This is a genomic window from Pirellulales bacterium, assembly GCA_019694455.1.
Classification (GTDB): domain Bacteria; phylum Planctomycetota; class Planctomycetia; order Pirellulales; family JAEUIK01; genus JAIBBY01.
Genome location: JAIBBY010000005.1, coordinates 1 through 26,679, shown reverse-complemented (window position 1 = coordinate 26,679; position 26,679 = coordinate 1). Strand labels below are relative to the sequence as shown.

Annotated in this window: 23 protein-coding genes and 2 tRNA genes; 9 read left to right on the top strand and 16 right to left on the bottom strand. The window is 59.7% G+C overall.

The features are described from left to right. The first annotated feature begins 169 nt into the window (after positions 1-169). The 3 genes from K1X71_03695 (at position 170) to K1X71_03685 (ending at position 4,331) form a co-directional block, all read left to right on the top strand. A complete protein-coding gene (locus K1X71_03695; protein MBX7072226.1) occupies positions 170-652 on the top strand; it encodes an Rrf2 family transcriptional regulator in 483 nt (160 codons plus the stop codon). Positions 653-864: 212 nt separating this feature from the next. Beyond that, the gene (locus K1X71_03690; GenBank protein MBX7072225.1) at positions 865-3,360 is read left to right on the top strand and encodes an ATP-binding cassette domain-containing protein; all 2,496 of its coding nucleotides are present in this window, start codon (positions 865-867) and stop codon (positions 3,358-3,360) included. 14 nt (positions 3,361-3,374) lie between these two features. Continuing rightward, positions 3,375-4,331 carry an ABC transporter permease gene (locus K1X71_03685; GenBank protein MBX7072224.1) on the top strand — a complete coding sequence of 319 codons (957 nt, stop codon included), beginning with the start codon at positions 3,375-3,377 and terminating at the stop codon, positions 4,329-4,331. A 4-nt stretch (positions 4,332-4,335) separates the two neighbouring features. Here K1X71_03685 and K1X71_03680 read toward each other — a convergent pair whose 3' ends face one another. The 3 genes from K1X71_03680 to K1X71_03670 form a co-directional block, all read right to left on the bottom strand. Beyond that, complete coding sequence (locus K1X71_03680; GenBank protein MBX7072223.1) at positions 4,336-5,037, bottom strand: hypothetical protein; 702 nt, start codon at positions 5,035-5,037, stop codon at positions 4,336-4,338. A gap of 183 nt (positions 5,038-5,220) precedes the next feature. Then, complete coding sequence (locus K1X71_03675) at positions 5,221-6,207, bottom strand: hypothetical protein (protein MBX7072222.1); 987 nt, start codon at positions 6,205-6,207, stop codon at positions 5,221-5,223. Between the two features lie 284 nt (positions 6,208-6,491). Beyond that, positions 6,492-7,184 (bottom strand): hemolysin III family protein, encoded by a 693-nt coding sequence (locus tag K1X71_03670; protein ID MBX7072221.1) that lies wholly within the window; start codon positions 7,182-7,184, stop codon positions 6,492-6,494. Between the two features lie 349 nt (positions 7,185-7,533). On the opposite strand from K1X71_03670, the gene K1X71_03665 reads away from it, so the two are divergent. The 4 genes from K1X71_03665 to K1X71_03650 all read left to right on the top strand — a co-directional run bounded on the left by K1X71_03665 (position 7,534) and on the right by K1X71_03650 (position 10,272). Next, positions 7,534-7,851, top strand: a complete 318-nt coding sequence (locus tag K1X71_03665; GenBank protein ID MBX7072220.1) for a metalloregulator ArsR/SmtB family transcription factor — start codon at positions 7,534-7,536, stop codon at positions 7,849-7,851. A 78-nt stretch (positions 7,852-7,929) separates the two neighbouring features. Continuing rightward, positions 7,930-8,508 (top strand): DUF2892 domain-containing protein, encoded by a 579-nt coding sequence (locus tag K1X71_03660; GenBank protein ID MBX7072219.1) that lies wholly within the window; start codon positions 7,930-7,932, stop codon positions 8,506-8,508. 205 nt (positions 8,509-8,713) lie between these two features. After that, positions 8,714-9,406 (top strand): methyltransferase domain-containing protein, encoded by a 693-nt coding sequence (locus K1X71_03655; protein MBX7072218.1) that lies wholly within the window; start codon positions 8,714-8,716, stop codon positions 9,404-9,406. A 47-nt stretch (positions 9,407-9,453) separates the two neighbouring features. Then, complete coding sequence (locus K1X71_03650; GenBank protein MBX7072217.1) at positions 9,454-10,272, top strand: c-type cytochrome; 819 nt, start codon at positions 9,454-9,456, stop codon at positions 10,270-10,272. Between the two features lie 216 nt (positions 10,273-10,488). On the opposite strand, the gene K1X71_03645 is transcribed toward K1X71_03650, so the two are convergent. Further along, entirely contained in the window at positions 10,489-10,755 is a 267-nt protein-coding gene (locus K1X71_03645) for a hypothetical protein (GenBank protein MBX7072216.1), read from the bottom strand. A gap of 124 nt (positions 10,756-10,879) precedes the next feature. Here K1X71_03645 and K1X71_03640 point away from each other — a divergent pair, with 124 nt between their 5' ends. Continuing rightward, positions 10,880-14,956 (top strand): hypothetical protein, encoded by a 4,077-nt coding sequence (locus K1X71_03640; protein ID MBX7072215.1) that lies wholly within the window; start codon positions 10,880-10,882, stop codon positions 14,954-14,956. 91 nt (positions 14,957-15,047) lie between these two features. Here the strand turns inward: K1X71_03640 and K1X71_03635 are convergent. From K1X71_03635 to K1X71_03610, 6 genes are all read right to left on the bottom strand, one after another. After that, positions 15,048-15,120 (bottom strand) — tRNA-Phe (locus tag K1X71_03635). A 185-nt stretch (positions 15,121-15,305) separates the two neighbouring features. Further along, a complete protein-coding gene (locus K1X71_03630) occupies positions 15,306-16,643 on the bottom strand; it encodes an HD domain-containing protein (protein MBX7072214.1) in 1,338 nt (445 codons plus the stop codon). Positions 16,644-16,680: 37 nt separating this feature from the next. Continuing rightward, on the bottom strand, positions 16,681-17,358 hold the full coding sequence (locus K1X71_03625; GenBank protein MBX7072213.1) for a nucleoside 2-deoxyribosyltransferase: 678 nt from the start codon (positions 17,356-17,358) through the stop codon (positions 16,681-16,683). Between the two features lie 96 nt (positions 17,359-17,454). Further along, entirely contained in the window at positions 17,455-18,162 is a 708-nt protein-coding gene (locus K1X71_03620; protein ID MBX7072212.1) for a glycerophosphodiester phosphodiesterase, read from the bottom strand. A 74-nt stretch (positions 18,163-18,236) separates the two neighbouring features. Further along, positions 18,237-19,523 carry a DUF362 domain-containing protein gene (locus K1X71_03615; GenBank protein ID MBX7072211.1) on the bottom strand — a complete coding sequence of 429 codons (1,287 nt, stop codon included), beginning with the start codon at positions 19,521-19,523 and terminating at the stop codon, positions 18,237-18,239. A gap of 90 nt (positions 19,524-19,613) precedes the next feature. Beyond that, on the bottom strand, positions 19,614-20,051 hold the full coding sequence (locus K1X71_03610) for a hypothetical protein (GenBank protein MBX7072210.1): 438 nt from the start codon (positions 20,049-20,051) through the stop codon (positions 19,614-19,616). A gap of 194 nt (positions 20,052-20,245) precedes the next feature. Here K1X71_03610 and K1X71_03605 point away from each other — a divergent pair, with 194 nt between their 5' ends. Further along, positions 20,246-20,617, top strand: a complete 372-nt coding sequence (locus tag K1X71_03605; protein MBX7072209.1) for a hypothetical protein — start codon at positions 20,246-20,248, stop codon at positions 20,615-20,617. A gap of 10 nt (positions 20,618-20,627) precedes the next feature. On the opposite strand, the gene K1X71_03600 is transcribed toward K1X71_03605, so the two are convergent. The 6 genes from K1X71_03600 to K1X71_03575 form a co-directional block, all read right to left on the bottom strand. After that, positions 20,628-21,542, bottom strand: coding sequence for a dihydrodipicolinate synthase family protein (locus tag K1X71_03600; GenBank protein ID MBX7072208.1), 915 nt, complete (start codon positions 21,540-21,542; stop codon positions 20,628-20,630). Further along, positions 21,539-22,801: an MFS transporter gene (locus tag K1X71_03595; GenBank protein ID MBX7072207.1), complete on the bottom strand. Its 1,263-nt coding sequence runs from the start codon at positions 22,799-22,801 to the stop codon at positions 21,539-21,541. Before K1X71_03595 ends, K1X71_03600 begins: the two co-directional genes overlap by 4 nt. An 8-nt stretch (positions 22,802-22,809) precedes the next feature. After that, on the bottom strand, positions 22,810-23,826 hold the full coding sequence (locus K1X71_03590) for a hypothetical protein (protein ID MBX7072206.1): 1,017 nt from the start codon (positions 23,824-23,826) through the stop codon (positions 22,810-22,812). Between the two features lie 11 nt (positions 23,827-23,837). Continuing rightward, positions 23,838-25,025, bottom strand: a complete 1,188-nt coding sequence (locus K1X71_03585) for an AGE family epimerase/isomerase (protein ID MBX7072205.1) — start codon at positions 25,023-25,025, stop codon at positions 23,838-23,840. A 159-nt stretch (positions 25,026-25,184) separates the two neighbouring features. Beyond that, entirely contained in the window at positions 25,185-26,369 is a 1,185-nt protein-coding gene (locus tag K1X71_03580; GenBank protein MBX7072204.1) for a glycoside hydrolase, read from the bottom strand. A 223-nt stretch (positions 26,370-26,592) separates the two neighbouring features. After that, a tRNA-Ser gene (locus K1X71_03575) sits at positions 26,593-26,679 on the bottom strand.

Sequence of the window (26,679 nt, the reverse complement as noted above, 5' to 3'; positions counted from 1 at the left end):
TCGCAAAGCTCATCACACCAATAGCTTGCGATAATCTGTCGAATTACCCCCTCTTTTGGGTAACGGCACACGTTATGCACGGGTAGAATAGCGCACATAGACAAATCGAGTCCGCATTGTGGCGGGCCGTCTGGGGAGAAGCGAACTTAGTAAGAACCTGGGTGCGCCGATGAAACTCTCTCGCACCGTAGCTTATGCGCTTAAGGCCATGGCCGCATTAGCGAGCCAAACCCAAGAGTCGCCAGTTTGCTGCAAGCAGTTGGCGGAAGGCGGTGACATGCCGGAGCGCTTCCTGCTGCAAATCCTGCGAACACTCGTGACCCACGGTTTGCTTACCTCGGTTCGCGGAGTGTACGGCGGCTATTGTCTGGCACGCGACCCAGCCGACATTACACTCTTGGAGATTATCGAAGCCATTGACGGGCCATTTGTACTCAGGCTTCCCGACGGCGCTGGCAAAGATTCTGAGTTGGAGCGGTCATTGGATACGCTGAGCCACCGGCTCCGCAATAGCTTTGCCGATGTAAAGCTCACCGATTTGGCGGAAGAATCCAAGGAGGGGTCCGGCCAATCGCCTCGCACTCCGATGTTGCCGAGCGCGCAAGGCCCGGCGACTCCCGCCGCCAGCCCCTCAATGTTGCAGCCGTTGTAGTTTTGGCTACCAAGACGTGAAACGCGATCACTGCAATCGTGCATTGGGCGCGTTGTTCCTCGCGAGGTTCGCCGTACGACGGATTTGTCGTTATTATTCCCCTCTACACTGAGTGCGGATCTCGTCGAATGGCCGGCGACATGAAGTTGCCGACGAACTGCGCTACTCTCGCACTCAGTCCTGAATAAGAGCCCTCGCCTGAGCGTGTGCGCGTGACGTTGCTAGAGTTGTCCGGCATTACCAAATACTTCGGCGAATTTGCCGCGCTCACAGACGTTTCGTTCGCACTGCGCGGCGGCGAGGTCTTGGCAATTGTCGGCGAAAATGGCGCTGGCAAGAGCACGCTGATCAATATTCTTTCCGGTATCCTGCAACCAGATGCAGGAATGATCTCGCTGGACGGCCGCGAATTGCATTTGCCGAACCCCGTTTCGGCGCGCCAAAGTGGCCTGATCGCCGTGCATCAAGAGACCGAAGTGTTTTCGCCGCTGACTCTGGCTGAAAATCTGGCGCTTTCGATTGGCTTGCCGACTTCACTCTGGGGATTAGTCGATTGGAATCGCATTGGCAACGACGCATGCTCGGCCGTCGCGGCGCTGCATGAGCCCGTCGATCCGCGCACGCCCGCCGGACGCTTGCAATTGGCGCAGCGACAGATGGCCCGGATCGCGGTAGCCATTCAGCACGGAGCTCGCGTGCTACTGCTCGACGAACCCACTAGCTCGCTCTCTGAATCGGAGGCGCGCTGGCTCTTTGGCCATGTGCGCGCGTTACGGGATCGTGGTGTCGGGATCATCTACATCTCGCACCGGCAGGCGGAAGTATTCGAGTTGTCCGATCGGGTCATGGTGCTACGCGATGGCAAAATGGTCTGGCAGGGCGCGACCGGATCAATGGACGCCGCTGGTTTGATTCGCGCCATGGTGGGGCGCGACGCTGCGCCTGTCCAGGAGCGGTTGCCACACTGCTCCGCGCCCGGCCCCGCTCTGTTCCAGGCACATCAATTGACCGACTCCGCCGGTCGATTCTCCGAGGTCGACTTGGTCGCGCGCGCCGGTGAAGTTGTGGGCGTCTACGGATTAGTTGGCGCTGGTCGCAGTGAGTTCGCCCAGGCGGTGGTTGGCCTGCGACAGGCTGAAAATGGTTCGGTGTATGTAGACGGCCAGCCGATTCGAGTGGGAAGCGCGGCAGCAGCAATGCGGGCAGGTATTGCGTACGTGCCTGAGGATCGACGTTCCGAGGGGCTGTTCGCTGATCTGTCGGTGCGTGACAACACCGTGATGGCGACGCTGGATCGACTTGGTCACGGACCGCTGACGAATGAAACCCGCGAAAAGCAGGTGACCCAAGCCCAGATCACGGCGCTGTCGATTCGCTGCCGCTCGACGGAGCAGCCGGTGCGCGAGTTGTCTGGCGGCAACCAGCAAAAAACTGTGCTCAGCCGTTGGCTGCTTTCCCAGCCTCGCGTCATGCTGCTCGATGAGCCGACGCGTGGCGTGGACGTAGGAGCCAAGACGGAGATCCATCAACTGCTGCGATCGTGGGCCGATGGCGGCCGCGCTGTAGTGCTTATTAGCTCCGACTTACCCGAAGTTCTCGAAAACAGCGATCGGATTATTGTCTTTCGCGAAGGTCGTGTGGCCGGCGAATTAACAGCCGCGGAGGCAACCGCCGATCGAGTGGCCGCTATGGCGATGCCTGCCGAGTCGTCGCAGCGCGCGAAGGCCGCGCGCGCTCCGTCTCGTCGACTACTACCGTCCAGCGAGTGGGGACTGCTAGCGGCTACCGCCGGACTTGTCGCCGGACTGGCAGTCACGACTCCCAATTTTCTTTCGTCCGGAAATTTGTCGGCAGTTGGCGCCAGCACGGCCGTTTGGGCCATTTTGGCGCTGGCCGCGTCGCTCGTGATCGTGGCAGGCGCCATCGACATTTCGATTGGCGCCATCTTCGCGCTCGGCGCGGCGGTGGCCGCCATGACCATGAAATCGTCGTTGCCCGATTTTGTGTCGATTCCGTTGGGTATCGGAATGGGGCTAGCCGCCGGTATGGCCGCCGGACTGCTGAACGCCGGACTCGCGCTGGCGGGACGAGTGCATCCGATCGTTGTCACGCTCGCCATGATGACCGCGCTTCGCGGTGGCCTGATCATGCTCACCGGGGGGGACGCGCTGACCGATTTGCCGCGCCAATTCGATCAATTGGCAACCTATCGATGGGGCGCGGTAAACAGCTCGATTCTGCTCATGTTGTGTGTCATGGCTTTCGCGCAGTTTATTCAGAATCGCACGACTTGGGGACGCTTTCTTTACGCCTACGGGGCAAATCCACTGGCGGCCCGAACTGTCGGCATATCGCAAAAGCTGGTTTGGTCCCTTGCCTTTGGCGCTGGAGGTCTCCTTGCGGCCCTGGCCGGCATCTTAGAGCTTGCACAGACCGGCGCCATGCAGTCGTCGATGGGCACCGGCTACGAGATGCGCGCAATCGCCGCCGCGGTGATCGGCGGCGCCGCGATTACCGGTGGTCGTGGCTCGGCGTTTGGCGTCCTGCTCGGCGCGCTCTTGATTAGCTTGGTTCACAACTCCCTCGTTCTATGGCAAGTGTCGCGATACCACAGCGATCTGGTGATTGGTGGCTTGATTCTTGCGGCTGTTGTATGGGATTTACTTTGGCGACTACTGGACGAACGCTTATCACGACGCGGCGCCTGAGTTGGGCGCTGCCAATGGCGATACTGCTCCTCGCGCTGGGTTTGCTGGGCAGCGAGTTGGAGCATCCCAGTTCCGTGCTGTTGTTTTGGCCTGCTTGGCTGGAGACCGGCGCTCTGGCCCTGGCGCTGACGCCAATCATCTTGACCGGGGGAATCGACCTGTCGATCGGATCAACAATGGCGCTGGCTAGCGTCACGCTTGGCCAGCTCTGGCGCCACCATGACTGGCCCATTGGACTCGCGGCCGTCGCCGCGGTTTTAGTTGGGGCGTTGGCTGGCGCGGGCAACGCGGTCCTGGTCGTGGCCGGTGTCTCTTCGATCATCGCCACCCTGGCGACGCTCGCCTTTTACGCTGGTTTGGCGATGGCGCTATCGCGTGGCGAACGGATCGGCGGCTTGCCGAGTGAATTTACCGCGTTGAGTCAGGATAGCGTAGTGATATCGGGAGGCATCGGCTTGCCGAATCAGGTGTGGCTACTGGCCGCTGTGTTTGTTGTGGCCTACATGTTCATCCACCACACTCGTTTTGGGCGCTACCTCTACGCGATGGGAGTCAATCGAACCGCCGCACGGTTTGCTGTGCTGCCCGTCCGCCGGTTGGAGGCGTCGATCTACATTGTCTGCGGCGCCGTGGCGGGGCTAGTCGCCGTTTTTTATACAGCGCGCAGTGGCGCGGCCATCCCACATGCCGGACAGGGACGCGAACTGGAGGCGATAGCCTGCGTAGTGCTCGGAGGGACCAGCGTGACTGGGGGTTATGGTGGCGTGGTGCGCACGCTCATCGGCGTGCTTGTCGTGGCGCACCTCGACATCGCGCTGCAGTTGGTGGGCTCGCTGGCGATTCAACTTCCCGGCATGCAGTCGGTCTGGCAGCCGACGGCGGAAACACGGTTGGTGATACTCGGTTTGATGTTGGTGGCGGTGGCCATCTGGAATCAGCGGATCAGCGCTGATTCTGGCCGCGCCCGCTGAGCAGTTATCGCGGGCGCACCAGCCGCTCTGGTGCCGACAAGGGTGGGTAGCAGAGCGCTCCCCAATCGCGATCGGAACCGTGATCGATCCAAACCTGCAGCACAATTGGCATGAACAGTCGCAAGATGCGCGTGCAGATGGCCAGCGCATCGCGGTTGAGTTGGCTGCCGCACGTGGCGGCGCCGTGCATGATCTGGCAACGCAGCAGATACACGCGTTCGAGCACCTGTTCGAGAATGACCAAATAGCGTTTCTCAAAATACCACGATTGCGCCTCGAATTTTGCGCGCGCGAATTTCTGCTGCTGCTCAGGGCATTCGGCTCGCCAATACGACCGATTGAGGTACGAATTACCCAAAATTTCGATCACCAAATCGCGCTCGGCAAGCAGCAACTGAGGCAGACGCTGTTCTTCATCGAGATCCTTGATCTCCTTCAGAAATGTCATCCAGCGGCTGCGATCCGGAGCGGGCTCGTGCGCCACCTCGTCCCATTGTCCATACAAGGCATTGAAGGCCACCCACTGTTGGATCAGCACTAAATCGCTTTGGTCATTGGGATCCATTTTTTCGGCTTCCGCCAACCAACTGCACGCGCGATGAAAACGCACCGCTGTCGGGTGGTCGGACTGCACGCCATTCAATCGCAGCTTGTGCGGCTTCCAAAGACGCCGCAGGTCGCGAACCGTTGCGCTTTCCGTGCTCATGGGAACCCCCTCAATTGCTGCGAGAATATAGCTGAAGCATTGAGCCGCGAATTCGTCGGACGGCGAAAGTCTTGTTCGTCGGTCATTCATCTTGCATGGCCGCGCTGCGGCGCTCAACACCATTTGCAAGAAAATGATTGGCGTCCGCTGCTTGAGCTAGCGGACGTGCAGATTGGGAGGTAGTTACCTGGTCAGCCAGCGAGGATGATCGGCCCCGCGATCGTCCACGCCACCAGTAATTCGGCGCGCGTTCTCGCCGTTTGCGTTCATCACCCAAATGCTCGGCTCGCCACCCGTTGCCGCGCGGCAAAACACAATCCACCGACTATCGGGCGATGCGCTGGCTCGAAAGTCCCACATCGAGGGGGCGTTCCGCGTCAGCGCTTTTTGCTCGCCGTTCCTCGGATCGAGAAGGCAAATCTCCGTGCCGCCATGCGCTAGTTCTGGCTTGAAATCGCGATTGAAATGATCCACGTCGACGCGGTTGGCTTGATACTCCCACGCGACTTTAGATTCTGGCAGTCGTCGAGGAAACAGAATCTTGCCCTCCGGCGTCCAAGCGGGCAGGTTCGATCCACCGCCGCGAGTCGTCGGGTCGCCATAGGTGGCAGCGAACCACATCGCTTGCCCACTCGTCAGCACGCGAAGTTCAGCGCCATCTGCTCTGCCAACGCACACATCACACCAATCGTGTCCCGGGTCGTTCTTGTAGAGACAATCGACAAACAGAATCCATTTGCCGTCCGGCGACCAACTGGTGCCAAAGTACAAATGATCTGGATGCCCTGCCACTTGCATCCGATTCTGGCCGTCGAGGTCACTGGTCCAAATCTGGTAACCTTGCGGGCTAGCCAGATGGAACGCCACCCGCTGGCCATCAGGGCTCAGGCTCAACCCATATGGCAAACCCTCGCCCGCGCGGGTGAACTCGCGCGGGTCGCTGCCATCGAGCCGAACACTGAATATTTGCCCCACCTTGTCGCGCACTACTTGCACCAACAGGCGATCGTCTGATAGCAACAAGGCCGGGGTGACAAACGGGGCCAACCGATTCTTGGTGCAAAGTTCCGCAAGGTCTCCCGAGTCCAGATCGTAGCGCCATAGGTGTGTCGGCGTTTGGGTATAGAACTCTTCGAATGGCTTGCCGATGCCGTCGCGGCGAGGTTCCATGCTGAGCAGGACAATGTGCCGACCATCCGCAAAACTTGGTCCGGGCTGCCAGGTTGCCTGACCTGGCGCATCCAATTCCAAGTATCGCAAGTCGCTTCCATCGGCATTCGCGATCGCGGTCTTGCCTTGCGACGTGAACAAGAACCGCGCTGGAGCCGCTACGGCTTCAGTGGCCGCAACTGATGCGCCGGCTAGTGTCAATTGGGTCACGCACAGTAACGCAATCAGGCGGCACAAGCTCGGCAAAGTCACTAAAATGGCTCACGCTCCACTACTCAAGGCAATCAGGCAAGCGGCGCCGTGCAGTACACCCAAATGGCGATAAAGTGGCAAATGCTGCCCGCGATGACCAGTAGATGCCAAACCGCATGAAAATATGGCAGATGGTCGCGATGCAGGAATAGGGTGCCGAGCGTATAGCAAACTCCGCCCGCGACAAACCACGCAAACATGCCGACCGGCGCGACCAAGATCAATGGCTTGGCGGCCAACACGGGCATCCACCCCAAAAGGAGATGCAACCGTGCCGTGACAGCTTCCACTCGGTGGGCGAAGAAGGCCTTGGAGACGAAGCCGGCGAGCGCGATCCCCCACATGACGGCCGGCACGATCCACCACCGTCCTCGCGGCAGGTAAGTCATGGCCGGTGGCATGAAGGTGCCGGCGATGAGCAAAAAGATGAACGCCTGATCGAGCATTCGCGCCGCCTGACGCCAACGCGATTGATGCAACGCATGCGAAAGCGACGACGCCAAATAGACAGAGATCAAGGCGGCGCCGTAAACGACGCAGGCAAAGATTTGGGCGCCATTGCCGTGTTGCACGACGGTGATGGTCAGTCCGACAACCGCAGCCACCCCTAGCGCGCATCCAATCGCATGCGTGAGCGTGTTGATCCATTCCTCGCGAAGGCGGCGCGCCAGCCGAGCCTCGTGCAGGTCATGCCAAGTCGGCCGAGTTTGAGTGAGGCCGGTCATTGAACGTGCCAAAGGGGTGTCAGCTACCGCATCGCTCCAGTATTGTCCATCGGCAGCCATTGCCAAGAGTTGGCGCAGTCAATTTTCAATAATTGCTGACGTAAATTCGCAAATCGTGAACATTTTGATTCTTTGAGCATCAACCGAGCCAGACATGCCGGCCTGACGAATAAATGTCTCCGCGCCTCTGGAAACAACGACTACCGAAATCCGAATTCCGCAGGTTGTGGTTACCCAGCGCCGGGACGACTCAGAAATGCTCGTCGCCAGAAGTAATTCCAGATTCCAGATTCTTTGAGTTAACAAGTCGGAATGTTCCGATATATTAGATTGTCCAAGAGAGGTTCGCATGAGCAAGGCCAAGAAACATTGGACTGATTTGGAGGCCCTGAGCCAGGCGGCGGAGTGCTTGCGCGTGCTGGCGCATCCGCATCGGTTGCGAATGATCCAAATGTTGCTCGCGGGGGATTATTCCGTGGGCGAATTGGCCGAGGCGTGCGAGCTGCCAACGGCAATGGCGTCCGAACATTTGCGGCTGATGCAACGCTGTGGCTTTCTCACCAGCGAAAAGGAGGGACGCAAGGTGTTTTACCGTGTGGCGGATCCCCATCTGAAGAGCATCATGCGCTGCGTCGAGGAGCGGTTCGACGCGGCGGCCAGCCGCTGAATTGTTTTCGACTGGCTGTTCGTAAAATACTTGCCTATCGATGTCTCCATCGAGATGATTCAGGAGGACGACATGACGATCAACACGATTTCCCCACGTCAACTGTTCGACTTGGCGCAGGCTGGCACGTTGGTCGATTTGATCGACGTGCGGACGCCAGCGGAGTTTCGCGAGGCGCATGTGGGTCTCGCGCGGAACGTCCCGTTGGACCAATTGGATGCGGCGAAGTGCGCCGCCAGCCACGACGCCGCGCGGCCGCTCTATGTCATATGTCGATCGGGTGCCCGGAGCAGGAAGGCTTGCGAGAAATTCGCAGCCGCCGGATTCTCAAACATCGTGAATATCGATGGCGGCACGCTGGCGTGGGAACAGGCCGGTCTGCCCGTCGCGCGCGGCAAGAAGACGATCTCGCTGGAGCGGCAGGTGCGCATTGCGGCAGGGCTAATAGTATTGACAGCTTCGCTGCTCAGCGCGTTTGTTAGCGTGTATTGGATTGGTTTGGCTGCGTTTGTTGGTGCCGGACTCGTCTTCGCCGGAGTCACCGATACCTGCGCCATGGGCATGCTGCTTGCCCGGATGCCGTGGAATCAGGTAGCTGGCGGCGAGAACTCCTCAACGGCCTGCGCAACGCAGGCGAACAAATCTTGTTGTGGCTAATGGATCGCGAAATCGCCGATCGACGGCGATGGCCAGTGGACGACTCGAACTCGCTGGATTCAACCAGTTGTAGCCGTCAGAATAACGAGTGAAACAACTGGCGCGATTCAACCGGCAAGGGAATACGCGCCGTCCGGCATGGCGCGTGCAGCCGACAACTCGTCGCGTAGTACCGGAACAATCCGAAACCACGGAGCGCCTCGATATGCGATTAGTGAGCAAACTCTTGATTTGCTTGATCCTCGCCTGCTCAGCGCGGAGCGGGCATGCTCAGGAAACGAGCGTCCGGCCCGGAATCAACGACTCCTTCCAAAACCCGGACGTGCACGACTTTATTGGCAAGTTCGAGGTGGAGAGCCGCGAAGTATTCCACCTGCGTAACGAAATCGTCGCGGCCTGTCGGATTGAACCGGGCGAAACGGTGGCCGACATCGGCGCCGGCACCGGACTTTTCACGCGGCTGCTTTCCGAGGCGGTGGGTGACAAAGGACGTGTGATTGCCGTCGACATTGCCCAGAAGTTTCTCGATCACATCGCGCAGGACAGCCGCGCGGCGGAGCGGCGGAACGTCGACACGTTGCTGTGCAAGGCCGATTCCACCGAGTTGCCGCCCGAGTCGGTCGATGTGGCGTTTATCTGCGACGCGTATCACCACTTTGAATTCCCGCAGAAGACGATGGTGTCGCTCCATCGCGCCCTGAAGCCGGACGGCCGAGTGATACTGATCGACTTCCAACGCGTCGAAGGCAAGAGTTCGGATTGGATCATGTCGCATGTCCGCGCCGGCCAGGAGACCTTTGAAAGCGAGATTGCCCAAGCGGGATTTCGCAAGGCGCGCGAAGAAGGCGATCTATTACAAGAGAATTATTTTGTGGTGTTTGAGAAGGTGGCGCCGTGAGGCGGCCGAACACCACGCAGTTCGCCGCACAGTGGTACGCGTGGCGAATGAGCATCCTGGCTGGCGCGTGTTTGTTGTCGGGCCTGCTGGCGGCAGCCCAACCGCGAGGCGCCGGGGCGCCAGTGACTGAGCGGCCGCTGCCACCGGGTGAGTTGGGCGATACGATTCGACTGGGGCGCGAACTGATCGAGCACACAACCGAGAATCCATTATCGAGGCCCTTTGTCGGCAACGCGCTTAACTGCACCTCGTGCCATCTGAAGGATGGCACGGACCTCAAGGCTGCGTCGTTCATCGGCGTTGCGACGGCCTATCCGGCCTGGTCGCCGCGCGAGGGCCGCGTCATTTCGCTGGAGGAGCGCGTCTTGAATTGCTTCATGCGTAGCTGCAACGGGATCCGGCCGCCGTTGGGAAGCAAAGCCTCGGTCGCGATCACCGCCTACATTACCTGGCTCTCAGCCGAGCAGCCAATCCGCATGAACGCCATTCGACCTGCGGGGCCAAACGCCGTCGTGCCACTGCGGTTAGACGCCCAGCAGGCAGATAGTGACCGCGGCCAAGTCTTATACGCGGAGCGATGCGCCTCCTGTCATGGCGAAGACGGCCAAGGCATTGAGGACAACCCGCCAGTTTGGGGCGATCGGTCGTACAATGACGGTGCGGGGTTGGCGAATGTGAATAAGCTGGCCTCGTGGCTGAAGGTTTCGATGCCGCTCGACGAAACCGATTTGACCGATCAGGAAGCGCTCGACGTGGCGGCGTTTGTGAATGAGCATGCCCGCCCTCACTTCATTTTGAGCGAGCATCTTCCGGAAAAAGGTCGCCTGGGTGAATTCAACGCCGAACCTTCGCGGGCGAATCACTGACCCGTTACGAGCCAATTGAGCAAGCGTCGCGGGTCAATTGAGCCCGTCGATTCGACCCAGCCTCGCACTCGCGGGCAGTGGCGAAGATCATGTCACTGAGCGAAAACGCTGCAAGACGTGCAAGTGGACGGGGGCGGGATCGAACCAACGATTCGAGGGCACTTCTAATGTGTCGCCGCGCGATTTGCCAGCTTATAATGTCCCCGCTTCGACATTCTAGTTCCGCCATCTGGCGAGCATCGCAGACCAAGCTTTGGTGATTACGATGAGTCGACGGGGCAGACCACAAATTGCGATCTGCAACCAACAATCGATGCGGGGAGCGCTCGGGCGACGCGCTGCATTGGAGATTTTGGAGTCGCGCAGCTTACTTTCAGCGTCGTCTTTCCAGGCCGGAATCAGCGCGGCTACGAACGTGCCTTCGGCGATCGCGAGCGCCGTCGCGACTTCACCATCGGTGAGTTTGGTTTCCGCCCTCAGCATGGATGGAGTTATGACGGTTCGGGGTCGAATGGGCGCTGGCCTGTCAAGTGCTTCGTACACGATCACTTTGGTCCGGGGAAGCACGGAAAGCAGCCAAGAGGTCACTCTTGGAACCCTTTCGATCGTGGCCAGCGCGGATGGCACTGCTGATTTTGAAAAGGTATTTCCGTATGTGCTTCCTGAAGGCGTTTATCTTTTCTCAAAAATCGCGGACGCCCAGGGGGTTGAATCACCCTACTCGCCGCCGATCCTGAATTTGCAAAGGTTTCTGCCGGGTGACGCGAACGGCGACTTGGCAATTGATGGCGGCGACTACGTGAATTGGGCCGATCATTTTCGCGCGCATGATGCAGTTTATAGTCAAGGCGACTACACCGGTGATGGTGTCGTCGATGGCGCCGACTACACCGTATGGTCGGATCACTTTCACCAAAGCGTTGCCGTCTGGGAGGGGCTTCATTCGCGATACTGGGACGACTCCGCGAACTGGATCAACGGAAAGCTGCCCGGTCCGGCCGATATCGTGCTGATCGCGGGCTCACAGTATCCTAGACCATCGGTGATTATTCGCGCGGGCGAGATTTCAGTTCGCGGCATTCAATCGGGTCAAGCGATCGAGTTGTTGGGCGGATCATTACGAGTCGCCGATTCATTGGAAACGGCCGCCTTGACTGTAAACGGCGGAACACTCATCGACGCCACGCTTAACGAGCGGGCGGGGGGCAGCAAGATCGAGTTCTTGAGCGGCACGCTGACGAATATCACCTTGAACACGGCCGCGAAATCTTATCCCAATAACTTCGATTCGCGGTTGCTCGTCACGGATCGAATAGAGATCAATTCGGTCTTCACTGTGGTCGGCTTTTTGTGGTTCGGCAATGGGACGTCGGCCACAGTCAGCGGCAATGGCGTGCTGGAAATCGGCGCGAATGTGGGCACGTTGATTGTCAATCGCTGCGGCGATGCCGAGACGCCGGGCACGCTCGAAATCGGCGCCGGCGTGGTGCTGCGTGGGCAGCGCGGCCAACTAACGAACGAGTACGCGACAGGTACGATCGTGAATCGGGGGCGCATCGAGGCGAAGAGGATTCAGTCGCCTAGCGGGTGGGAAACCGGATTGGAACTGCTGGCAGGAGACACGGGTCATTTCCGCAACGAAGGGGAGTTGCTGATCGAGGAGGGGGGACAGCTGCGACTCGGGGGAGACTGGAGTAATCAGGGCACGATTCAATTGCTGAACGGCAAATTGAATTTTGGCGGCGACTTCGCCATGACGGATCTAGGGAGCTTCGACCGTCAATCCGGCATCGTGCAGATTGTTGGCGTCCTTAATGGCGACGTGCGATTAGACCAATCCACCGGAATTTGGATACTGCAGGGCGGAACCGTCAAAAACGGCGTCATCGACCTGACGACGGAAGTAAAACTGGGCCTTGGAACAGGGTATTCGTATCTAGACAATGTCGTCATCCAGGGTTACTTGTTGGCGCCCAACAGTAGTTTTCTGAAGATTCGCAATGGCCTGACGTTGAACGGCACGATCGAAGGAGGAGATAACGGAAACTTCCTGTACTTTGTGGATGGCGACTCGCCGGGATTATTTCTCCGCGGTAGCGGCGAGGTGGTGTCCAATCTGCGGAGCTTTACAACCTCACCATTGATTCAAAACACCAGCCAGCGTGAAGGCGCCGCAGGGACGTTGACGATCGAATCAGGCATCACGCTGCGCGGCCGCAGGTTTGCGATTTCCAATTCCGATCCGCGCGGCACGATCGTCAATCAAGGGCGCATTCTCGCGGAGACTGCCAATGATCAGTACTCGATCGTCGACTACGGCTCCTTTGTCAATCAAGGGATAATTGAGGCGCGTCCTGGATCGCGTTTGACTGTTGGCGGCAAATGGAAGAATTTGGGCACAATCACTGCTGATCAGGCCACCATCGTACTGGGGGGCGAATTTCGGCGCGAGGACGTCGGCGAGTTGCAGGCCGCGTCGATCGAACTGTCGGGCGTTGTGCTAGGGGATTTTGATTTCGACGCGGCGACCTCTGTTTGGAAACTGAATCGCGCCACGTTCAAAGACGGAATCATCACCCGTTCTATCGCATCAGATGTGATTTCCGACATCGGCGGCCTGACGCTCGACAATGCGACGCTGAGTGGAGACTTCACGCTGCGCGGAGGCGCCCAAGTCAGGCATGGCCTGCGTCAGGTTGGCAATTTGCGGCTGGAAGGCCCTCTAGCGTTTGATTCGAGAGACACCGTGCAACGCTGGTCGGGAAGCGGGACCGCCAGGTTGGTCGGAGCCAACGTGACGCTGGGCAATACCGATCTGGCGAGTGAGTTGATCATCGAGGGAGTGAGTCTGGAAGTCGAGAACGGGGGAATCCTCAGCTTCATTTCCAAAGGGCGCATCACAAATCGCAGCCGCGCGACCATTTTCGAGTTGGGAAGCTTTCAACTGGGCGCGTATGGAACCACAGTTCAGGCCGGGATCGTGGAAGTGCGACCAAGCGCCAACTTATCGCTGGGCGGCACATGGACGAACGAAGGACAAATTCTGGCGCGTTCGGCCGTACTGAGTCTCAATGGGTCATATTCGTCGCAAGAGCTCGCCAGAATTGACTACCTGGGAGCGGTGGTCAACCTGGCGGGAACCATGACCGGCGACTTGGAAGTGAACAACGTTGCGGCGGCGTGGAACGTGAAGGCGGGCGCCAAGTTCGTAAACAGCACGCTGACGCGACAAGGTACGACGCAACTCAACTTTGAGCGCGACAGTTGGTACGCATTCGACAATGTACACGTCACCTATGACCTCAAGTTCCCCGGTGGCGCCAGCCTCGGCATCTACAATGCGCTGCAATTAGACGCCATGATCGCGTTTGGTGTGGGGGGCGGTTCGTGTGGCGTTGTTTTCGGGGATTCCAGCGGCAACCTGGTGCCGGTGCTGACCGGGGGAGGAGTGTTGCACTTCTCGAACCAAGATGGCAGCTCGATCAATTGCTGGTCACAGACCACTCCAGCGATCATTCCCTCGACCATGTTGGTTCGCGGCGGATTTCTGAAGGTGGGACGAGGCATCGTTAATCAAGGTACGATGGAGTTTTATTATTCGTTGACCATCTTGGGAGATGGCAAAGGGACCTTCGTCAACGAAGGAGCCATCCGCATGCCAAACGGCGGCAAATTGTTGCTCAACGGCGACTGGACCAACCTCGGCCTGATTCAGACTCAAGACGCGACCGTCACGCTGAAAGGCAATCTCACGCGTGAGCGAGTGGGTGAACTGCAGAATGTGAATTCGACCATTCTACTTTCAGGGGTTTACTCAGGCGATTTGGAGCTCAATGCCCAGACTGGTTCTTGGACCCTCGCTGGAGGGACGATCCAGAACGGTCGAATTACCGGCCACGACGGGTATGGAATCACGGCCCAGGAGATGAAAACTGGCGAACCCAATAACTTGCTCGATCATGTCGTGCTCGCCTGCGATCTGGACTTGGCTGCCGACACAAACCTCACTCTCCATATTAAAGGAGATTTGGAGTTCATAGGCGTCGCGCGACTTGGTCAGAACACCAAGTCCGGAGGACTCATTTTTGACGATGACGCAGACCGAACCTTGAGCGGATCGGGGGTCATACTTTTTGACGGCTATGGTTCGAATAAGATCAGCTTAACCGCCGCCAATCGGGAACTGCGAATTGCCCCCGGAATTATCATCAGCGGCAAATATGGCAACATCGACGCCAGTGTGGTCCGGAACCAAGGGCGCATTATCGCCGAATACAATACCTCGTTCAGTTATAGAACACTGCTGATCAACGAAGGTATTCTTGAAATATCGGGAAACACTCGCTACATGAAGTCCTGGCAGAACTCCGGATCGATCATTCTTCGGTCGACTGCAAACGTCGAATTGTCTGGCACGTTTGAGCAGCGGCCGGGGGGGAGCTTGACGCTCGAAGTGAATTCATCTTCCAGGTCGCCAAGACTAAAGATTGTGGGAGGGGCAACGCTCGGGGGAAGTTTGAGCGTCCGGTTTACCGACGGCTTCAGTCCAGCCGCCGGCACGATGCTCACTTTGCTCAACTACGCGGACTTCACCGGCGATTTTGACGCCGTTGACCTAGGCTCGCTTACCGGCGACTTCAATCTTGGGCCTCAGTCTGCCAGCCTCGAAATCTTGGCTCCGTAGTCGGAGCGCAAGTGTGCCCAACTTGCTGATCGGCCCGGCGCTTACGCTGGAATCGGATCGACGATCGCCAAGCGACGATAGAGAAAGCAAGTGGACGGGGGCGGGATCGAACCGCCGACACACGGATTTTCAGTCCGTTGCTCTACCAACTGAGCTACCCGTCCGCAACCGACGCGTTGGAGGAGGGGCCTCGCCCGCGCGCCGGAATCGCTCAATTCTAGCTTCTCAAACGGCAATCTCAACCGCGTTTTCGCGCGATATTGCGACCATGAATTGACCGCCCAATCGTGCGAAATCTTGGGATTTGCTGGCAAGATTCACGGGTTCGACCGACTCGGACTTCGCCACTTCAACTTTTCCCCGTGCGCTGGATCGCTTCTTGCAAGACAGTGGCCAGCTCGGGTAGTTCGCGCAGTTCGCTGGCCACGCGAGGGTGCGCGAACAGCCGGACCCGCTTCACGTAGTCGTCAAACTGCTCGCGAGCCAGGGTCCGCACCACCGGCGACACCTCGCCCAGCGGCCGATAGCTCCCCTGCTTGGGGAAGTAGACATCGACGTCGAACTCCACCTCGCGGGCCAACGGAGGCGCGTCGAACAGTATTTCGTGTGGGGCGATCACCCGCTTGAGTTCGCTACTGGCGAGCGTGGCGAAGTGTTCGGCGCAGCGCACCAGCCAAGGATAGGGACGCCGCGCAAGCTGCGCGTATAGCTCGCTCTCCTCGACAATGCTGTACTGCGCCACCCGCTTGTACACGCGGCGCGTGGGGCCAAAGAGCCCCAACAGCAGGTCGCGCGCCGGCCCGCGATCGGCCTTTTGAATCAAGGCCTCGATAAAGGGGCCCTCGGCCAGGCGAAAAAGCGCGTCCAGGTCGAGCGATTGATACAACAGGAAGAACGCCCGTTGCAGCATGGCGGTGGCGGCCCGCACCGCATGATGCCAGTAGACTTCGCTGAACATGACATAACGGGCAAAGACCATCAGCTCGGCGGCGGTTTTGCCTTTATCAAGAATGGCCAATCCGTCCCCCGCTTGGTTGAGGCAGAGACTGGCGATGAGCCGTCCCTGGTCGAAGTGCCGCCCATACGGCACGCCGCAGTGCAGGCTGTCGCGGCCGAGATAGTCCATCTTGTCGATGTCGATGGGACCTGACAGCATGCTCGCCAGGATGCGGCCGCGAGCGTCGCGCGGGCGCTCGGAGAGCAGGCCCACCACGTCGCGCGGGTTGATCTGCCACTCAGAGCGGAGCACGTCGGCAATTTCGCCTTCCAGCAAAAAGCTGTTGGCGAACATCTCGTGGTCGGGCACGCGGTCGAGTCGAATGTCCTCGATCGGATGGCAAAAGGGCCAGTGCCCCAGGTCGTGCAGCAAGGCGGAGACGATGAAGATTTCGGCGTCCGCTGGCGAAATGACGGCGGCGAAGCGTTCGTCGCACGATAGCCGTCGCAGATAGAGCAAGGCCAGCCGATACACGCCCAGCGAATGTTCGAATCGCATATGATGCGCCGCCGGATAGACCAGCGAAACCAAGCCAAGCTGGCTGATCCGCGCCAAGCGGCGGAACTCGGTGGTGTCGACCAATGAACGCACTCGCGGCGTCAGCGGCACATCGGTTTCGGGCGGAATTCGGACCAGCGCGCCGCTCGAATCGAGCGCGGCCAGTTCCGGGATTTGGCGAAGGTCGGTCATGCGTTGCGGCAAAAGTGAATAGATCAGCGCAAGTCGATTATGACAGGGCGGGCGAAGCTGAAACATCGAGTCGGCTGGCGAACAGTTCCAGCATCCAGTCGCCCAACTGGTCGGCCGGACGCTCGGCGCCTAGCGTTTGAATGCGGCGCCAAAAGGTCTCGCCCGCCAGCAGGACTTCGGTCAGGTGGGGCGGGCAAGGGGTTTGCCAATCCATTGGCGCTTCGAGCGCGCCGATCTTGGCCGAAAGGGCCGGGGCAAGCTGCGACATATCGCTGATGGTGAGGAAACTAGTCTGTCCCACCACCAGCGGGTTATCGCGGCCGGCAATCTTGGAGCGGACATCTTCCTTATAGATGACGATCGGTTTGCCGAGCATCCAGGCCATCGACATTTCCGCCACGCCCCCTTCGTCGGGGATGCGGCCGTTCATGTTGAAGACAAGCGAGCCGCAGCCGACCAGCACGTGATAGACATCGAGGGCAAAGATCGCCTCATGCAATAGTCGCCCCGCGGCGCCGTGATCGCAGCCTTGCTGCTGGAGATATGGCAGAACCTGGGAGAACTCGAGGCCATCGGAATGTGGGACAAAGGTCTCGAATCCGCCGTCGCCCAATGCCTTGGCAATGTCGGTCATCTCGCGCCGTTCGGCGGCATTGAACAGCGGCCCCGCGCAGTACACTCGCCGCAGATTCTCCAGAGGGCGCAAAAGCTTCATCGATGGCACTCCGTGGATTGGGCGGTGTTTCGCTCTCGCTTGCCGCGCGGGAGCAAACAACCTAGCGACGTAAAGTAAAAGTCGCAAGCAACAGCGCTATATGTTGCGGCGCGCCTCTGCCACAAACTCCGGACGGTCAGTAATTACGGCGTCTAGTTTCCAATCGAGGCATTGCCGGTGATCGGCCACGGTTTTCACGCCATAGACGCAATTGGCCAGGCCAAGCTGCTTGGCTTCTTCGAGCAATTTGGGATCGACCACGTCGTAGTACCACACGATGGCATGCACCGGAGGTTTGGAGTTGGTTTCGGAGATGCCGAGAAACGAGAACAGATTCAACGGTCGGTCGGCGGTGAGTAGGCCAAGTCGGACATCTTCGGCGCCACGTAGCGCCGCGTCGTCGTCGATCTTCCAGGCCAGTTCGTCGATGGCGCTGTGCCAGAACGAAGTGAGCAAAAAGAGGCGCCGGCTCGCCCGATGCTTCTTGACAATCGCCAGCGCGCCGTCGACCGCGTCGGGCGTCTTGATCTCCAGGTTCCAGAACAGCCGGTCGTGTGCGGCCACGGCGTCGTCAGCGTTCGGGACCGAATAGCCCACCTGCTCGCTCAACTCTGCGCGGGTGAGCGCGACCACCTCTTGACCGTCGGGCGCCAACCGATCGTGAAATAGCAGTATCTCGCCGTCCCGAGCAACTCGTAGGTCGGTTTCGATTCCGTCAACCTTCATGGCGACTGCTTGAGAGAACGACTCCAGCGTGTTCTCCGGCGCCGAGACGTGATATCCGCGATGACTAAGCACGAGCATGAAAGATCATCCGTGTCATTAAAGAAGATCGCGGAAATGCGATGAGTCGGCGCAATTCGATCCGGCCAAGCGTCCTAGTGATGCAGCGCCAGTTCCGGGCCGAAGTGAACTAGGTTGTCCTCGGGCGAGAATTCCAACTCGCGCGGGTCGCTCTTGATCTTCAGGTCGTCGCGCTGGCGAGCCTCGTCGAGATAGATTGCCGAGCATTCCACCTCGGCCAGATGCAGCGTGTTGCGGATCCATAAGATCCTGGCCTGCGGCGGTTCGACCAGACCGATCGATTGCAGCGCCGCGTCGAACACTTCGCGATCGGTGTCGTAGTGGGCCGGCGCGGCGGCGCCGGTGATGTGACCGCCCGTCAGACAGTTGATCTTGGTGATGTGCCAGTTGGTGGCCTCAATGGCGCGGCTGCTGGCAAAGTCGGCCATGCCAATGCCGGCGGCGTTGCCATGCGTTTCCTCGGTGAGGCCCCGCACCCAAATTTTCTTCACTTTGGGCCATTCGTCCTCAGCGGCGCGGTGATCGTTGAACTTGCGACCCACCACGTTCGTGTCCATGCCCGAGCCAGAGATGTTCTTGCCGATCTGATCGATGATCAACAGGTCGACGCGATCGAATGGCAGCTTGGGCATCCATTGGCGGGCCTGCACCAGCAATTCCTTTTCGCGCTCTTCGAGTTGATCGGGGTGCACGGCTTCGATCTTGGCGGTTTCGTCGTAGCCATTTTCGACAATGCCAACGCCGCACAAGATGCGGCAGCGCGCCAGCACCTCGCCCGCCACGCTCTTGATGATCTGCGGAAAGCTGTAATCCTGAATGGCGCGGTGATAGATCTTGGCGCCTTCGTGTTTGCCCAGTCCGATCAGCATCATCTTCATCAGTCCGCTCTCCACTTCGCCGACGAAGTTGGTATGCGGCTTGACGCGCCCGCAGACGACGACATGATCGGACTCAAAGGCCTGCCGATCAAAGTGGACCGGAAAACCTTCAGCCGTGCGACAGATGGTCACCGTCTCCATGCTGGCGCGAATCGGGCAACCGAGAAACGCCTCTGTCATGCCGTAACCTTCGACTATCGCGCGCTGTCCCTCGGCCGTGCCCCCGCCATGGCTCCCCATGGCAGGCACGATGAACGGCTTGGCGCCCAGCGCCAACAGGTGGGCAACGATCGCCTTGGTGATGTGCTGGATATTGGCGATGCCACGGCTGCCGGCGGTGACGGCCACCGATTGGCCGGGCTTGACGCGACTAGCCAGATTGAGGCGCGCTAACTGGCGCTCGGTCTCGGCGGCTGGGTTCTGGACCAACGGGCGCTCGAGGATTTGCCGCACGCGAAACATGGAAGGATATTCGAGCATGATCGGCACAGGTCTCCGGCAAAGTCATTGTGGGCAGCGAACACCACGGCGCCGTGTCCGCTGTTGCTTATTCTACTCGATCGATGCGGTACTCTACGATGGCGGACCAAAGGGGTTTTGCGGCAGCGAGCGAGCGTCAGCGCCAAAAAATCCCACGTGTACGCCATTTTGCCGCAACACCTGGGTTGCCTTGGCATTGATGAGCAGTAGCGGCAAGAGCCCGAAGCAAGGCACCAAGGCGATTACCCCCATCAAGATTCCCTGCAAGGCGCCATAGACCTTGAGCGCCAACAAAACGACACAGGCCGCGCCTGTGACGATTACCGCAAGAATCGCCAGGCCGAACAGGAACGCAAACTCCTGTGGTACTGCAGCGGCCCCTACCAAGGAGCAAAAATACAGGAGGATGCAAACCATGACTCCTTTTTGATAGCGGGCCACGGCCTGCAAATCGGCGAGTTGGCCGCTTTTGACGCCAATCGCCGGGCTCGGCGAAAACGGCAGTGGCGCGGCGTACGGGTTCTCCGTCATTTTGGTCCTCCCCTTTTAGTTGCCCAAGCGGAGGCGATTTTCGAACGGCTGCGTCACCAGTGCAAGTGGTTTGCGCGCGGCGCTCGGTTCGCTAGCATACGGCGCGCGAAATCGGCTTTGCCAATTCTGGCGGGTAGCTTATCGTAATGTGCGGCAGAAACTCAGTAGATGCCAGCAGTCGAAGGAACGGCGCCATGACGCATCTGACCCAGATTTGGGGGCTGACTATCGAACGCGGCCCCGATTGCTTGTTCGCGCGATTGCATGCCGCGACCACCTCGCCGAGCGAAGACGGCCCCTTGGCCGACACTTTGTGGCATACGCTCGAGCGGCACTTTGTCTATCGGCTGGTGATTGAACTCGATCAGGTGGAGACACTCAGCGACCACTTGCTGGGCGAGTTGATCGCCTTGTCGCACCGGTTGCGGCAGCGCGGCGGCATGTTGCGGCTGTGCGGCCTGTCGCCGGCGAATCGCGTGCTGCTCAAAGCGGCCCAGGCCGATGGCCGCTTGCCGTCGTATCCCACTCGCCGCGAGGCGATGGCCGGCGCCCACGCCAAAGGCTAAACAGCGCGCATCACGGCCGGATCCAAGTAAAGAAATCGAGGCGTTCGAGGCTCGCTCGTAGCTGCGATTGTTGCTCTGCGGAGAGATTCGCGTGCGGGAGTCGTGCAGGTCCAACCTCGACACCGAGAAGGCCCATGACCGCTTTGGCCGCCGCCATATATCCGAAGCTGGCCAGCAGTTCGATGAGTCGCACCGATCGGTACTGGTCGGCTCGCGCAGCCGCAAGATCACCGCGCTCGACGGCGGCGATGATCCGGTTGTAGACGGGGGCGGCAAAGTTGTAACTGCTGCCAACGCCGCCGACCGCGCCAACCGCCAGCGCCGCCAACAGGTACTCATCGACGCCCCACGGTATATCGAACCGGCCCCCATGCGTGTGAAGGCAGTTCTGAAAGGCCATCAGGTCGGGGTTCGTGAACTTGATGCCAGCCAGCGTCGGAATGCGATCGGCCGCGACGATCAGAAACTCTGGCATCGAAAACTGCACGCCGGACAGCGCCGGGATGTCGTAAAAGTAGAATGGCGTACTAGGGGCGGCGCCAGCAATATCGGCGCAGCAGGCGACGAGCGCGTCAAGCGATTTGGGCTTGAAGTAGCTAGGCGACAAGGCGGCGATCGCGTCCGCGCGAAGCTGCTGAGCCTGTGCCGCCAACGCGCGAGCGTCGGCCAAGCAGTTCGAACCGACGTGAACCACCAGACGCAACCCGGCGTCGCATGCGACTTCGCTCCACCGCCGGGCGAGCGCGAGTCGCTCGTCGATCGTCAAAGAATGGCTTTCGCCGGTGCTGCCGCCGATGAACACGGTCTTCACACGGTTACGAATCAGGTGTTCGGCCTGCCGCTCGATAATGTCGAGATTGAGTTGGCCATCGGAGTGGAACGGGGTGTGGGTGGCGGCGACGAGGCCGTGCAACCGGATGGTCATGACGCGTTCTCTCGGGCAGCGAGTTCGGGTCGGGGTCGAATGAGCAGTACCAGAAATACGGATACGATCGCGAGGCTGGCAAAAACGCCGAAGATGACGCTCAGCGGCACTTGTCGATCGCGCAGGATACCGAAGCCCCAGTCGGCTAGCCCGCCGATGCTGATGCTGAAAAAGTTCATGATGCCATAGCCGGTCGCCCGCAAATGCGGGCCGACGATCTGCGACAGGATCGGCATGTTGTTGCAGTCAAAAAAGCCCCAGCCGAGGCCGAATACGACCAGAAACGCGATTGCCACGGTCAGCGATCCGGCGTTGCCCACGCCAAAGATCGCCGCCACGATCAGGCACATGCCGATCGCGCTCACGTAGATCCGGCCGCGGTAGTTGGTTTGCATCCAGTAGTCGGCCAACCAACCGCCAATCGCAACACCGATAATGGCGGCCACCTGCCAGTAGAGCGTTGCCGATACGCCGGCCAGACCTTGGTCGATCTTGAACTCCTTTTGGAGGATCGCCGGCATCCAATCGCGCACCACCCACCCAGCCATTGCTGGCAGAGTGAAGTACAAGATCAACAGCAGAAACGACACGTTGGCGAACAACGCGCGGCCGGCAGCGAACGGGGAGATCTTTGGCGCCGCTTGGCGTTCATTCGAGTTCTCTGCATCGCGGAGGAACAATACCAGCGGGATGGCGTAGAGCATTCCGCCAACGCCGCTGGCCGTGAAGGCCAACCGCCAGCCAAGGTTTGGATTGGCGGCGATGTAACCGCCGAACCCGCCGATGATCACGCCGAGGTAAATGGCCATCTGGTGCAAACTCACGGCCCGCGAGCGGGTTTGGCCAGTGTGGTAATCGGTGATGAGCGCAAGCGCCGCCGGGATATAGAATGCCTCGCTAATGCCCATCAGCGAGCGTGTCCAGAGTAGTTCGTTGTAAGTCGTCACGTGACCGGTCCACCACGTGACTGCCGACCAAACGAACAAGCTGCCGCAAATCGTGTAGCGGCGGCTAAATCGATCGGCAATGTATCCACCGATCAGACTGAATGCCGCGTAGACCCACTTGAACTGGCCGAGCATGAAGCCCCATAGCTCCTCGCGATTCTCCGCTTCACCAAGCGTCGGAATCGAGTCCATCACCGAAGTTTGCATCGACGCGAGCATCTGCCGGTCGAGGTAATTCAACATCGCCACCGGCATGAGCAGCAACACGATCAGCCAGGCCGTTCGGGCGATCGTCGAAGTCGAGTCGGGCATATCCGCGGTTACTCCTTCATCTCTGGCCGAAAGACCAAAACTTCTGGCGAGCGGACGCCGGGGCGCACTTCACCGCTCGGCACAAGCCATGCCCCATCCCAGCACACAGCGGGAGCGGTTACTCGCGGGTCGGACAATTTGCCCGCGTCGGCCCAATTGGCTGTCATTGCGTCGTATCGATAGATCTGCTTGCTGAACCCTCGGTGCTTGTCAGGGGCCAAGCCAACTTGCGCGCCGTCATCTCCGCCGAGGAGGTAAATGCCGGTAGCATCGCACAGAGCGGGAGACGGAGCAGCAGCGATGGCGTGCGGAAGATCGGCAACGCGCTGCCAGCCTTTTCCTGGTGTATAGCGGTAGGCGTCCGATAAATAGCGCCGCTGCGGTTTACCATCCTTGCCAGTGACCAGCTCGACTCCGCCAATTAACCAGAACGAGCCATCGCAGGCGGCAGCGGCCGCCAACATGCGTCCGCTACCAGGGCAGTCTTCGATACGCTCCCATTTCGGCTCCGTCGCCGACAGGTCAATCCGCCAAGCCGTTTTCAAAGTGAGTTCCGTGCCTGGCGGTTCTTGTCCGCCGGCAACGTACAACACGTCGCCGACTAACGCCCCGCAACCGTTGGCGAATGGTTTTGGCAGCTCAGGGAGCTTTGCTGTGACGAGCTTGCCGTCGTTCCATTCCAAGCGAAAAGCATCGGCGTAGTGCCGCTGGCTGTCACTTCCACCAACACACACCATGCCTCCACGGTGCGTCACGCTGACGCCATAGCCAAGGGGACGCGGTAGTTTGCCGGCCTCGATCCATTCCTCATTCTGGCTCTCCAGCGCGAAAACGCGGTCGTGCCAAACCTTCGCGCCCCCTTCCCACGGCTTCTTGTCGGGAAAGTTTGCCCCGCCCGCAACAAGCAGCGCGCCGTTGCTAACTCCGGCAAACGAACCGGCGAAGCCTTCTTTGTCTGGTAGCGGCGCCAGCTTTGTCCATTCGCCGCAGAAGGCGTTCGAGTTGGCGCCGATCAGTGCGAGCATCAGAAGCGCCCTCATTCGCGAGCCTCCAACAACCGCCAGCAGTACCAAAGCATCCTCGGCAGGTGGAATGGCCCCTTCCACATGTTCCCCTTGAGTGGCGCCGACACCTGACCGTCACGGTGCAGGTAGCCGAACCACTCGCCGAACTCTGGGTCGGGGAAGTGAGCAAAGCTCCAGTCGTGGACCTGCCGGTGCCAGTGGGTATATGTCTCATCACCTGTCAGCGTCCAGGCGAGCAAAGTGGCAATGATCGCCTCGCAGTGTGGCCACCAGAATTTCATGTCGTGCCAGTACTCCTGCACCGGCAATCCCCGCAGGTCGCGGAAGTAGTAGATTCCGCCAAGTTCTGCGTCCCAGCCGCGCTTCCACATCCAGTTGAGCATCGTCAGCCCCAGCCGCACTAGGCGTGAGTCGTCGCGCAGGCTGCCTTCGTGCAGGATAAACCACGCGCACTCAATCGCATGGCCGGGGTTCAGTTGCCGTCCGTCAAAGTGGTCGATGATCTCACCGTTTGGACCGACTTGCTCCATGACGACCTCGTACTCGGCCTTCACGAATAGCCGTTCAATTCGTTCGATCGCCCAGTCGATCCACTCGGTGCATGTTCGTCCATTCACCTCCACCTCGCCGATGTTCTCACGCAGTTCTTGCGCGGTGGCAATGCAGATCATCAGCGGGCCAATGCCGATTGTCGGGCGAGTCGCTGGATCGACCTTCGGCGCCATCGTGCTCGCGGCGAACGAATGGCTCAGAAAAGAAGCAAAGTGCGACACGGCGTCGGCGGCGGCTTGGCCATCGCCAGTCGCACGCGCGTAAGCGGCATTGGCGATGGCGGCGAACGACTCGCTGTAAGCATACCGCCGCATCCGCAGCGGCCGGCCGTCTCGCGTGACGGTGAAGTACAACTTGCCACCGGGGCCAGCGCCATGACGCCGCAGAAAATTGATGCCGCTCCGCGCGGCGTCGAGCCACTCTGGATTCTCTTCGACGCTGTTGTAAAAGGTGGCGAACATCCATGCCCCGCGTCCCTGAAACCAGATCGACTTGTCGGTATCGATCACCGTTCCATCCCGGTCGAGGGCAGTGAGGTAACCGCCATGTTCTTGGTCGATGCCGTGCCGCAACCAAAAGGGGATCACGTCGTCGAGCAAGCTGTCGCGGTACACGGCCGCGAGCGTCGATCGGTATGCGGGCGTGATTAAATCCATGTTGATTGCGATCGTCTGCTCAGCGGAGCAATTCGAAGTGCCATCAAAGTTCGGCATGCAAACTGGCTGACATTCCTCAGTGTCGAATGGCCGGAAGTGCTGGTTGCCCGCAAAATGCGACTCAACTCCGCGAGGCTGGATCGAATCGAGTTATCGCTGTCCGTCCGCCAGAATGTCGTTGCCGCGGGTCAGCCATTCGAGCGTGAAGCGTGCGAAGACGATCTTGCTCGTTCCTTCCGCTTCGTACAAGCACCCGATCGCTCCGTTTGGCAGCGCCGTCAGGCAGGAGTACGCAAAGCCGCCCTGGCACAGCACCCGCTTCACCGGCCAAGTCTTGCCCTCGTCGTAGCTGACGAACACTGTGCCATTCTCACGCTTGGCGCCTTGCGGCCCCGAAAACAAAATGCGGCTCTTGGCCCCGTCCGCCGAGTCAGTGTATCGCAACACCGATCCCATGCAGCCTGGATCGGCGAGGCCTGGGACGTCTTCCACCTTCGACCAAGTACCGCCGCCATCGCCGCTGACGCATGTCTTCCGCACCGGCTTACCCGACCAGCGGCGGACGTTGAACCGGATCGAACCATCGATCAATTCCACGAACTGCGCCTCGTTCACGGTGCTGGTTTTTTTGTTCTTGCCAGCGTTAATCAGGCCGCCTGGCGCCACATCGCCCATTGCCCAGGTTTTACCTTGGTCGTCGCTGTAGACGGCGTAGATGTTCCACAGGCCATAGGGTCCCTCGTTGAACGGCATCAGAAGGCGGCCGGCGTGCTTTCCGTGCCGAAGCTGGATGCCGATGCCCGGCCCGCCCGCGATCGTCGTGACAATCTGCTCCCGCTTCGTCTCTCGCGTGATGTCGCGCGGCATGGTCCACGTCAGGCCGTCATCGTCGCTGGTGATGAGCCAGTTACGCACGACCCGCTCCCCTTCGTAGCCAGGCATGATCTCGCCGCTGCGCTCGGCAATACCCGCCGGGTACGACTGAAACATGAGTAGCACCTGACCGCTTTCACGCTCGACTACGGCGCACGGGTTGTTGAGCGCTTTGTCGCCGTCTTCCGCGATGACCGTGACCTTGCCCCACGACTTGCCGCCGTCGGTGCTGCGTTTCAGGATGATTTTGTTCTTGGCCTGGTCGGCATCGGCGGCCCTCCCTTCAGCCAAGGCGAGAACCGTGCCTTGCTTGCTGACCACGACCGACGGGATGCGGATCGACGCAAATCCGTCGACTTTCGGCACATACACATCCACGACTTCAGGTTCACCGCCAAGAACCGACGTCGGCGTCAGTAGCAGTATTAGGAATAGCAACGTCAGGCGGCAGTCGTGGATCACGCATGGTCCTTTCGTTGTCGGCGCTGATGACTCACAAAGATCGCTTGAATGTTGCGGCGAGTGAGAAAATCGGAGCGATGAACGCCGGTACCGGCAAAGCATCAACCGTAGCCCGGCGATTGGAGACTATTGGCCGAACTCGCTTTGTGCCAGCCCCACAAACGACAAAACCCCTGAGCTGTCAGGGGTTTTGATCGCGGCAAAGCCGGATGTCGTAGTTCAGCGGAGAGGACAGGATTCGAACCTGCGGACCGGTTAACCCGGTCACGGGTTTAGCAAACCCGCGCTATAGACCACTCAGCCACCTCTC